The organism is Mesorhizobium sp. M1E.F.Ca.ET.041.01.1.1, from assembly GCF_003997355.1.
In the GTDB taxonomy this organism is placed as follows: domain Bacteria; phylum Pseudomonadota; class Alphaproteobacteria; order Rhizobiales; family Rhizobiaceae; genus Mesorhizobium.
In genome coordinates, this window is the sequence record NZ_RZSL01000202.1 from 1 (window position 1) to 9,647 (window position 9,647).

The 9,647-nt window shown below is 64.4% G+C and carries 9 protein-coding genes and 2 pseudogenes; 10 read left to right on the plus strand and 1 reads right to left on the minus strand.

Annotated features, from left to right (window positions below):
• The 8 genes and pseudogenes from EOA38_RS17730 to rarD all read left to right on the plus strand — a co-directional run.
• Positions 1-685 (plus strand): annotated as a pseudogene (locus EOA38_RS17730) (cysteine--tRNA ligase); the annotation flags it as partial.
• Positions 686-863: 178 nt separating this feature from the next.
• Positions 864-1,268 carry a DUF559 domain-containing protein gene (locus tag EOA38_RS17740; RefSeq protein ID WP_127299829.1) on the plus strand — a complete coding sequence of 135 codons (405 nt, stop codon included), beginning with the start codon at positions 864-866 and terminating at the stop codon, positions 1,266-1,268.
• On the plus strand, positions 1,265-1,651 hold the full coding sequence (locus EOA38_RS17745; protein WP_126094904.1) for a VOC family protein: 387 nt from the start codon (positions 1,265-1,267) through the stop codon (positions 1,649-1,651). Before EOA38_RS17740 ends, EOA38_RS17745 begins: the two co-directional genes overlap by 4 nt.
• 21 nt (positions 1,652-1,672) lie before the next feature.
• A complete protein-coding gene (locus EOA38_RS17750; protein ID WP_126094903.1) occupies positions 1,673-2,164 on the plus strand; it encodes a GFA family protein in 492 nt (163 codons plus the stop codon).
• Positions 2,161-2,637, plus strand: a complete 477-nt coding sequence (locus tag EOA38_RS17755) for a GFA family protein (protein WP_126094902.1) — start codon at positions 2,161-2,163, stop codon at positions 2,635-2,637. Before EOA38_RS17750 ends, EOA38_RS17755 begins: the two co-directional genes overlap by 4 nt.
• Entirely contained in the window at positions 2,634-3,602 is a 969-nt protein-coding gene (gene pip, locus EOA38_RS17760) for a prolyl aminopeptidase (protein ID WP_126094901.1), read from the plus strand. Before EOA38_RS17755 ends, pip begins: the two co-directional genes overlap by 4 nt.
• 197 nt (positions 3,603-3,799) lie before the next feature.
• A complete protein-coding gene (gene cimA / locus EOA38_RS17770) occupies positions 3,800-5,416 on the plus strand; it encodes a citramalate synthase (RefSeq protein WP_126094900.1) in 1,617 nt (538 codons plus the stop codon).
• A gap of 318 nt (positions 5,417-5,734) precedes the next feature.
• On the plus strand, positions 5,735-6,664 hold the full coding sequence (gene rarD / locus EOA38_RS17780; protein ID WP_126094899.1) for an EamA family transporter RarD: 930 nt from the start codon (positions 5,735-5,737) through the stop codon (positions 6,662-6,664).
• Between the two features lie 9 nt (positions 6,665-6,673).
• On the opposite strand, the pseudogene EOA38_RS17785 reads toward rarD, so the two are convergent.
• Positions 6,674-7,669 (minus strand): annotated as a pseudogene (locus tag EOA38_RS17785) (transporter).
• A gap of 304 nt (positions 7,670-7,973) precedes the next feature.
• On the opposite strand from EOA38_RS17785, the gene EOA38_RS17790 reads away from it, so the two are divergent.
• Together EOA38_RS17790 and EOA38_RS17795 are read left to right on the plus strand one after the other, a co-directional pair.
• Positions 7,974-8,945 carry an MBL fold metallo-hydrolase gene (locus EOA38_RS17790; RefSeq protein ID WP_126094897.1) on the plus strand — a complete coding sequence of 324 codons (972 nt, stop codon included), beginning with the start codon at positions 7,974-7,976 and terminating at the stop codon, positions 8,943-8,945.
• 31 nt (positions 8,946-8,976) lie between these two features.
• Positions 8,977-9,438 (plus strand): tetratricopeptide repeat protein, encoded by a 462-nt coding sequence (locus EOA38_RS17795; RefSeq protein WP_126094896.1) that lies wholly within the window; start codon positions 8,977-8,979, stop codon positions 9,436-9,438.
• Positions 9,439-9,647 lie beyond the last annotated feature (209 nt).

A 9,647-nucleotide genomic window follows, 5' to 3' on the forward strand; every position in this document is an offset into this window, starting at 1 on the left:
GATCTTCCCGCACCACGAGAACGAGATTGCCCAGTCCCGCTGCGCCCACGGCACCAAGGTCATGGCCAATGTGTGGATGCACAACGGCTTCCTGCAGGTCGAGGGCCAGAAGATGTCGAAAAGCCTCGGCAATTTCTATTCGATCCACGAATTGCTGGAGACGAAAACCTTCGGCGGCCGCAACTGGCCGGGCGAGGTGCTGCGGCTGGCGATGCTGATGACGCATTACCGCGAGCCGATCGACTTCTCCGTGCGCAAGCTGGAGGAGGCGGAAAACACGCTGCGCAAATGGAAGCGCGCCGCGGACCTTGCGCCTACGGCGGCAAAGGAACTGCCGGCCGAAATGGTGGAAGCGCTGTCCGACGACCTCGCCACCTACGCCGCCTTCCAGCGGCTGACGCAGCTTGCCGGCGAGGCGGGTGAATACGGCGGCTCCGGTGAGAATACCGCCGCCGCTTCGCTGAAGGCTGCACTGGCCTTCCTGGGTTTCGATGTCGGTGCCGCTAAGGTGGATGAAGAAGCGATCGCCAAGGCGATCGCCGATCGTCTGGAATTCATCGCCGCCAAGAATTGGGCCGAAGGCGACCGCATCCGTGACGAACTATTGACGCAAGGCGTGCAGCTCAAGGATGGCAAGGATCCAGTCACAGGCCAGCGCGTGACGACGTGGGAGATCAGGCGGTGAGGATGGCGCTAGGCACCCCCCTCTGCCCTGCCGGGCATCTCCCCCTCAAGGGGGGAGATTGGCTGTCACCGCCGCCTTCGCCAATCGCCGACGTTGAAGGGTGGGCGCCGTCGCTGAAGCTGCTGATCTCCCCCCTAGAGGGGGAGATGTCCGGCAGGACAGAGGGGGGCGCTTCGCGATGACGCATTATCCCGTGTCTCCCAACAATCGCGGCAATGCGCGCAAGATGCGCAAGCAAATGACAGACGCCGAACTGAAGCTTTGGAACGAGCTACGCGCACACCGCCTCATGGGGTTGGCATTTCGACGTCAAATGCCAATAGCTGGCTACATCGTCGACTTTGCTTGTCCCGCCAAGAAGCTGATCGTTGAGGTGGATGGCTCCCAGCTTGCTTCGCCTGAGGTCTCGGCTTCCGACACTGCACGAACCGCGAAGCTTGAAGCGCTTGGCTGGATCATCCTGCGCTTCTGGAACGACGACGTGATCCGCGATATCGACAATGTCTGCCAGCACATCGTCATCGCGGCCGGCCTGGCCGGCGCCGATGTGCCGGACCAAGCAACGCAGGAACTCGTTCCATGATCGACCATCTCGGCATCACCGTTTCAGATTTCGATGCGTCCAAGGCCTTCTACGACAAGGCGATGGCGCCGCTGGGCGCTTCGCTGCTCTATATGGTGCCGCAGGAATATACCGGCGGCGCCAAGGTGGGCGGTTATGGCCGCGACCGGCCGGTGTTCTGGGTGAGTGCGGGCAAGGAGAAGCCGAAGGACCGCCAGCATGTCGCGTTCACCGCGCGCAGCCGCGCCGAGGTCGACGCTTTCCATGCCGCGGCGCTTGCCGCCGGCGGCAAGGACAATGGCGGGCCGGGACTGCGCCCGCACTATCACCCGAACTACTACGGCGCCTTCGTCTTCGATCCCGACGGCAACAATGTCGAGGCGGTCTGCCATGATCCGGAGTGAGCCCATGAAACGGAGTGAGCGATGAGTCTCGACAACCGGCCGGTCTATACGGGCGGCTGCCAGTGCGGCGCGGTTCGTTTCCGCGTCGAAGGTACGCTGGGCGACGCATCGGTCTGCCATTGCCGCATGTGCCAGAAGGCGAGCGGCAATTTCTATCTGCCGCTGGTTTCGGTTCGCGGCGCCAGGCTCGACTGGACGCGCGGCGAGCCGAAGCGCTTCCGTTCCTCGAGTGCGGCATGGCGCGGCTTCTGCGCCGAATGCGGCACACCGCTGACTTTCGAGGCGCCCGACGGCATGGCGCTGGCGATCGCCGCCTTCGACGATCCAACCGGGATTGCACCGACCATCCAGTGGGGCGTCGAGGCGAAGCTTCCCTATGTCGACGGCATCCCGAAACTGCCGTCCGAGGAGACGATGGGCGATGTCTCGTCAGCGCCCTATCTCGCCGAGCTCGTCTCCTATCAGCATCCCGACCACGACACCGACCAATGGCCGCCGGAGGAAAGATCATGACCGACCAAGTTCGAACAGGCGGCTGCCAGTGCGGCGCCGTGCGCTTCCGCATCAAGGGCAAGCTTGGGCGCCCGTCCATCTGCCATTGCCGCATGTGCCAGAAACAGTTCGGCAATTTCTTCGGCGCGCTGGTGACGGTGCCGAAGGACGGCGTCGAATGGACCCATGAGGAGCCGAGCTATTTCCAGTCCTCGGTCAACATCGATCGCGGCTTCTGCCGCCGCTGCGGCACGCCGCTGACCTACCGCCAGCCGGGCGCGCTGGAGATCGCCATCGGCGCCTTCGACGACCGCTCGGACCTCGCGCCGCAGATCCAGGTCAACTACGCGGTGCGGCTGCCCTGGGTGGAGAAGATCTTCGAGGCGCCGATCCTCGACGACCCCGACTTCTATCGACGGCAGGAGCAGATCATCTCCTTCCAGCATCCCGATCACGAGACGGCCAACTGGCCGCAGCAGGGCCTGAAACTATGACGATCCACAGCGGTTCCTTGCGCACGCTCTATCCAGAGATCGAGCCGTTCGACTCGGGCATGCTCGATGTCGGCGACGGCCACACCGTCTATTGGGAGCGCTGCGGCACCAAGGGCGCCAAGCCCGCCGTGTTCCTGCATGGCGGTCCGGGCGGCACGATTTCGCCGAAACACCGGAGGCTGTTCGACCCGAAACTTTACGACGTCACCCTGTTCGACCAGCGCGGCTGCGGAAAGTCGACGCCCAACGCCTCGCTCGAAGCCAACACCACCTGGCATCTCGTCGCCGACATCGAGCGTTTGCGCGAGATGGCGGGCTTCGACAAATGGCTGGTGTTCGGCGGCTCCTGGGGTTCGACGCTGGCGCTCGCCTATTCCGAGACGCATCCCGAGCGCGTCAGCGAGCTGGTCGTGCGCGGCATCTATACGCTGACGCGCGCCGAGCTCGAATGGTATTATCAGTTCGGCGTCTCGGAGATGTTCCCCGACAAATGGGAACGCTTCCTGGCGCCGATCCCCGAGGCCGAGCGCGGCGACATGATGGCGGCCTACCGCAAGCGGCTGGTCGGCTCTGATCGCAAGGCCCAGGTCGAGGCGGCACTTGCCTGGAGCCTCTGGGAAGGCGAGACGATCACGCTGCTGCCGGAGCCTGAGACCAGCACGCCGTTCGGCCAGGACGACTATGCGGTGGCTTTCGCCCGTATCGAGAACCATTACTTCGTCCATGCCGGCTGGCTGGAGGAGGGACAGCTGCTGCGCGATGCCTGGAAGCTGAAGGATATCCCCGGCACCATCGTCCATGGCCGCTACGACATGCCATGCCCGGCGAAATATGCCTGGGCGCTGCACAAGGCCTGGCCGAAGGCGGATTTCCACCTGATCGAGGGCGCCGGCCATGCCTATTCGGAGCCGGGGATCTTGGACCGGCTGATCCGGGCGACGGATGGGTTTGCGGGGAAAATCTAGTCGATGTACGGCGTTCCGTCCCACCCCCCTCTGGCCTGCCGGCCATCTCCCCCGCAAGGGGGGAGATTGGATGTCGCCTTCGCTTTCGCAAATCGCCGACGCTGTAGGACAAGCGCCGTCGGCAAAGCTGCCGATCTCCCCCCTTGCGGGGGAGATGTCCGGCAGGCCAGAGGGGGGTGCTCAAGCGCCTTGCCATCATGAAAAAGCAAAGACTTTTCCTCTTCGACACCACGCTCCGCGACGGCCAGCAGACGCCGGGCATCGACTTTTCCGTCGAGGACAAGATCGCCATCGCCAAGCTGCTCGACGAGTTCGGCATCGACTATGTCGAGGGTGGCTATCCCGGCGCCAATCCGACCGACACCGCCTTCTTCCAGAAGAAGCGAACGGAAAGCGCGAAATTCGTCGCCTTCGGCATGACCAAGCGGGCAGGGGTCTCGGCCTCCAACGATCCGGGGCTGGCGGCGCTCGTGCAATCGAAGTCGGACGCCATCTGCTTCGTCGCCAAGAGCTGGGACTATCATGTGCGCGTGGCGCTCGGCTGCACCAACGAGGAGAACCTGGACTCGATAAAAGTCTCGGTCGAGACGGCGGTCGCGTCCGGCAAGGAGGCGATGGTCGACTGCGAGCATTTCTTCGACGGCTTCAAGGCCAATCCGGACTACGCGCTGGCCTGTGCCAAGACCGCCTATGATGCAGGCGCGCGCTGGGTGGTGCTGTGCGACACCAATGGCGGCACGCAGCCTTCGGAGGTGCGCGCCATCATCGAAAAGGTGATCGCCAGCGGCATTCCGGGCGATCACCTCGGCATCCACGCCCATGACGACACCGGCCAGGCGGTGGCGAATTCACTCGCCGCCGTCGAGGCCGGGGTGCGCCAGATCCAGGGCACGCTGAACGGCATCGGCGAGCGCTGCGGCAACGCCAACCTGATCTCGATCATCCCCACGCTTTCGCTGAAGCCGGCCTTCGCCGACCGTTTCGAGACCGGCATCTCGGCCGAAGCGCTGACCGGAATATCCAGGCTTTCCCGCGCCTTCGACGAACTCTTGAACCGCGCGCCGGAAGCGCAGGCGCCCTATGTCGGCTCCTCCGCCTTCGCCACCAAGGCCGGCATCCATGCTTCGGCTTTAGCCAAGGAGCCGGCGACCTATGAGCACGTGCCACCGGAATCGGTCGGCAACCGCCGCCGCGTCATGGTCTCCGACCAGGGCGGCAAGGCGAATTTCCTTGCCGAGCTGAAGCGGCGCGGCATCGAGGTGCCGAAGGACGACCACCGGCTCGACGCGCTGATCGCAGTGGTCAAGGAGCGCGAGGCGGAAGGTTATGCCTATGAGGGCGCCGACGCGTCCTTCGAGCTGCTTGCACGCAAGATGCTGCACGGCCTGCCGGAGTTCTTCACCGTCACGTCGTTCCGCTGCATGGTCGAGCGCCGCTTCGACGCCAACGGCAATCTGAAGACGGTCTCCGAGGCGATCGTGAAGGTCGAGGTCGACGGCGAGGAGAAGATGTCGGTGGCCGAAGGCCACGGCCCGGTCAACGCGCTCGACATCGCGCTGCGCAAGGACCTCGGCAAATACCAGAGCGAGATCGTCGACCTCGAGCTCGCCGACTTCAAGGTTCGTATCCTCAATGGCGGCACCGAGGCCATCACCCGCGTTCTGGTCGAATCGCACGATTCCACCGGCGCCCGCTGGTGGACGGTCGGCGTCTCGGAAAACATCATCGACGCCTCCTTCCAGGCGCTGATGGATTCGATCATCTACAAGCTGATGAAGAACCGCGAGATGGCTGGGCTGGTGGCGGCGGAGTAGGGGCTGAAAAATAGCTCTGAGGCCGAGGGACAGCACCCCCCTCTGTCCTGCCGGACATCTCCCCCGCAAGGGGGGAGATTGGCAGTTCCGCCCGCTGCGCTCCTTCCTGCAACGTTGGTGATTGGCGAAAGCCGAAGAGACATCTGATCTCCCCCCTTGCGGGGGAGATGGCCGGCAGGCCAGAGGGGGGTGGGAAGGAACGAGGCGTTTGTGGCCTGGGATTCCGCGCCGCCCCCCTTGAACCATCAGCGGAAGTCCATTGATCCATCATAATTTTGCGATGGTCATCAGCATGCAGCTGGGCGATAGCGTTGGGCCATGGTCACCGCAACAGCCGAACTCGATCAAGACGCCAGGGCCCGCCGCGGCTTTCTTTTGGCGCTGGGCGCCTATTTCCTGTGGGGGCTCCTGCCCTTTTACATGAAGGCGGTCGCGCATCTGCCGCTCGCCGAGGTGATCGCCAACCGCGTCGTCTGGTCGGTGCCGATAGCAGCCTGTGTGCTGGTCTGGGCCGGCCGCACCGCCGATTTCAAGGCGGCGATCCGCTCGCCGAGGAGCATCAGCATGGCGGCGCTCACGGCGGTGCTGATCTCGATCAACTGGGGCATCTATGTCTGGGCGATCGCGGTCGACCGCACCGTCGAGACCGCGCTCGGCTACTACATCAACCCGCTGGTCAACGTCGTGGTTGGTGCGCTGCTGCTCGGCGAGCGGCTCGACCGGCTGCAGATCGCGGCGGTGGCGCTGGCCGCGATCGCTGTGGCGGTGCTGACCGTCGAGGCCGGCAAATTGCCCTGGGTGTCGCTGGCGCTCGCCTTCTCCTTCGCCGCCTACGGCTTCTTCCGCAAGACGCTGCCGATCGGCCCGAGCCAGGGCTTCCTGCTCGAGGTGCTTTTGCTCTCGGTGCCGGCGCTCTGCTATATCGGCTACCTGATCGCCACCGGGCAGGACCATCTCATCTCCAGCAGCGCCACGGACACCGCGCTGCTGATCGGCTGCGGCCCGATTACGGCGGTGCCGCTGCTGCTCTTCGCCTTCGGCGCCAGGCTGCTTCGTCTCTCCACCATCGGCATCATGCAATATATCGCGCCGACCATGGTGTTCCTGATCGCCGTGCTGATCTTCGACGAGCCCTTCGGCACCATCCAGGCCATCGCCTTCGCGCTGATCTGGACGGCGCTTGCGATGTATTCATGGTCGATGTTCAAGGGCCGCGAGGTCCGGGCGACAGCTCCGGCGACACGGTAGAGATCACCCTCAAACCCGTCCCAGCCGTCGCACGATCATGTAAACGATGCCGGCGATGACGATGGATATCGCGGTCACCACCCAGAAACCCATCGGCGTGTCGACCAGCGGCAACCCGCCGACATTCATGCCGAACAGGCCGGAGATGATGGTCATCGGCAACAGCACCGCCGTCATGACGGAGAGGATGTAGAGCAACTGGTTCGACCGCTCGGTGAGCTTTGCCATCAGCTCGTCCTGTAGGAGCCGCGTGCGTGCCTGCAATTGCTCGCCGTCGTGATGCAGCGTATGCGCCCGGTGCGAGAGCCTGGCCGCCATGTCGTTGATCGCATCCGGCAGCTCGTTGCGATGCGAATGGTCGAGATGGCGAAAGAGGTTGGTGAGCGTCGCCATCTGCCGGTGGATGATCACAAGCTGCCGGCGCGCGTCGACCAGCGCCTATCGCTCGCTGTGCCAGGCGTCGACGACGATGCGGTCCTCGATGCCGTCCAGCGTGTCGCCCATCTTGTCGAGCTCGCCCGCCATGCCGTCGAGGGATTGGCCCATCACCGCCTCGATCAGCTCGGCGGGCGAGCGGAATTTGCGCGCTCCGCTCTCGACCATCTTGCGGATCTTGTCGACCGATTCCAGCGGTTGCTTGCGCGCGCCGACCAGCATCGTGTCGTTGAAGGCGAAGCGGAAATGGGTGAGCCCGCGCGCCTCCGCAAAATCATGCCTGAGGTCCGGCAGATCGCCATAGAGGAAGTCGTCCTCGAAGTCGATGTGGCAGCCATGGCTGGGCGACAGGAAGGCCTCGCGCACCGACGCCGGCAAGGCCTGCTCGGCGGCGATCTCGTGGCGGGCGCGCATGTCGGTGATCTGGTAGCTGCGCCACGTCCAGCGCGCCTCGGCGGGATCCTTGGTGCGCAGGCCCTCGGCGGTGAAATGATAGACGAAGAACAGCCCGTGCTCGTCGGGCAAATAGGGCGAGAGGTCGGTGCCTTCGTTGGGGACAGCGATGTTCATGGCGGCTTCGCCGGCTCTTGATGCGGTCGGGTCGCGGGGGGCGGCCGAGCTGCGTTTCTAGCATGCGCGACCCTGCATTCGTGTGACAGTTCGGTGACTGCGGGCGTGACCCAGCCCTCGACAGTCCTTCCGCGGCGAGATTGCGCGCTTCTCAAAAATTCTTCGTCCATCCGGGAATAAAGCCCGAGCCTTCCGGGTCTTGCTGTGTAGCGGGGCGAACCTTCGGGCCGGACGTCGCCAGCCCCGGAGGAATGCTCACTTCCAGGAAACCACCGCCAACCGCAGTCACCAGAGGAGACTTCTGATGTTCAACATGACACGCCGCATGGTGCTCGGATCCGCCGCCGCTGCGGCCGCCTTCGGCATTGCCGGCAAGCTGGAATTCGCGCCTGCCGCTAACGCCGAAACCCCGGTCGAGCCGCTGGTCGGCTTCTACAAATACAAGGTGGGCTCGCTCGAGGTCACCGCGGTCTATGACGGCATTTGGCGCAAGCCGCACGACCCGGCCTTCATCAAGGACGTCTCGGTCGACGACACCAAGGCGGCGCTCGCCAAGGCGGGGCTGACCACCGACTTCATGCCGATCCCGCTCACCGTCGTCGTTCTGCGGATGAACGGCCGCACCATCATGATGGATGCCGGCTCCGGCGTCGGCCAATGGCAGGCCAACGCCACGCATCTGCCGGCCAACATGAAAGCCGCCGGCATCGACTACAGGGCGATCGACACCATCATGATCTCGCATTTCCACCCCGACCATGTCTGGGGCCTGATGGAGAAGGGCACCAACGCGCCGGTGTTCCCGAATGCCGAGCTGATCGTCAACGCCACCGAATACAATTGGTGGACCGACCCCAGCCGGCTCGTCAAGCTGCCGGAAGGCCGCAAGCCGGCAGGCAAGCGCATCGCCGAGAATTTCCCGAAATGGAAGAACTGGAAGCTGGTCGAGGACGGCACGGAAGTCGTGCCCGGCATCCGCATCATGGCGGCGCCCGGCCACACGCCCGGCCATTCCGTCTACCATGTCGATGCCGGCTCCGAGCAGTTCCTGGTTTCAGCCGACACCATGTATGTGCCGGCGCTGCTCGCACCGCATCCCGAATGGCAGGGCGCTTACGACCAGGACGGGCCGATGGCGATCGCCACGCGCCACAAGCTCATTGACCAGGTGATTGCCGACAATGTCCGCATCTGCGGCTCGCACTTCCCGTTCCCGGGCACCGGCAGCTTCGTCAAGGACGGCAACGCCTACGCCTTCACCCCAACCCAGATCTGAATCGGATCCTGAACAGAAAGAGCCAACTCCCATGAAACATGCACTTTTCGCGGTTCTCGGCGGCATTGCGGTGCTGACCGCGGCCCCGATCGCCATCGCCGTGCCGGCCTATGCCGTGGACGACATCGAAGGCGCCGACGCGCCGGACCTGACGGCCGTAAAGGCCAAGATCGACGCCAAGGACTATCGAAGCGCGCTGGCCGAGCTGCGCGACCTTGCGCAGGACACCCAGCAGGCCGACGTCTACAACCTGCTCGGCTTCACGCTGCGCAAGACCGGCGACTACCAGACCTCGCTGACCTACTACACCAAGGCGCTGGAGCTTAAGCCCGACCACAAGGCGGCGCACGAATATCTGGGCGAGCTCTATGTCGAGACCGGCGACATGGCCAAGGCCAACGAGCAGCTCGCCTCGCTGCAAAAACTCTGCCCGGCGGGCTGCGAGGAGCTCTCCGACCTTAAACAGGCTATCGACACCAAGGCGACGAAGTAAGGCTTTTGGGCGCCGTTCCTTGCCCGGACGAGTGCCGCGAAGTGGCCGCCGACGAAGGAATTCGAGAAGTGCAGACATCGCCAATGCATGCGCCGCCCCTCATCCGCCTGCCGGCACCTTCTCCCCGTATGGTGACGGGGAGAAGGTGGCTGGCCGCGCCCTTGGCGCCTTTCCTGCCACGTTTGCGATTGGCGAAACCGTCGGCGCGA

Excerpts from the sequence above, each read along its gene's own strand:
- pip (WP_126094901.1), top strand. The coding sequence starts at position 2,634 with ATGACGATCCACAGCGGTTCCTTGCGCACGCTCTATCCAGAGATCGAG.
- EOA38_RS17740 (WP_127299829.1), top strand. The coding sequence starts at position 864 with ATGACGCATTATCCCGTGTCTCCCAACAATCGCGGCAATGCGCGCAAG.
- rarD (WP_126094899.1), top strand. The coding sequence starts at position 5,735 with ATGGTCACCGCAACAGCCGAACTCGATCAAGACGCCAGGGCCCGCCGC.
- EOA38_RS17795 (WP_126094896.1), top strand. The coding sequence starts at position 8,977 with ATGAAACATGCACTTTTCGCGGTTCTCGGCGGCATTGCGGTGCTGACC.
- EOA38_RS17745 (WP_126094904.1), top strand. The coding sequence starts at position 1,265 with ATGATCGACCATCTCGGCATCACCGTTTCAGATTTCGATGCGTCCAAG.
- EOA38_RS17790 (WP_126094897.1), top strand. The coding sequence starts at position 7,974 with ATGTTCAACATGACACGCCGCATGGTGCTCGGATCCGCCGCCGCTGCG.
- EOA38_RS17755 (WP_126094902.1), top strand. The coding sequence starts at position 2,161 with ATGACCGACCAAGTTCGAACAGGCGGCTGCCAGTGCGGCGCCGTGCGC.
- cimA (WP_126094900.1), top strand. The coding sequence starts at position 3,800 with ATGAAAAAGCAAAGACTTTTCCTCTTCGACACCACGCTCCGCGACGGC.
- EOA38_RS17750 (WP_126094903.1), top strand. The coding sequence starts at position 1,673 with ATGAGTCTCGACAACCGGCCGGTCTATACGGGCGGCTGCCAGTGCGGC.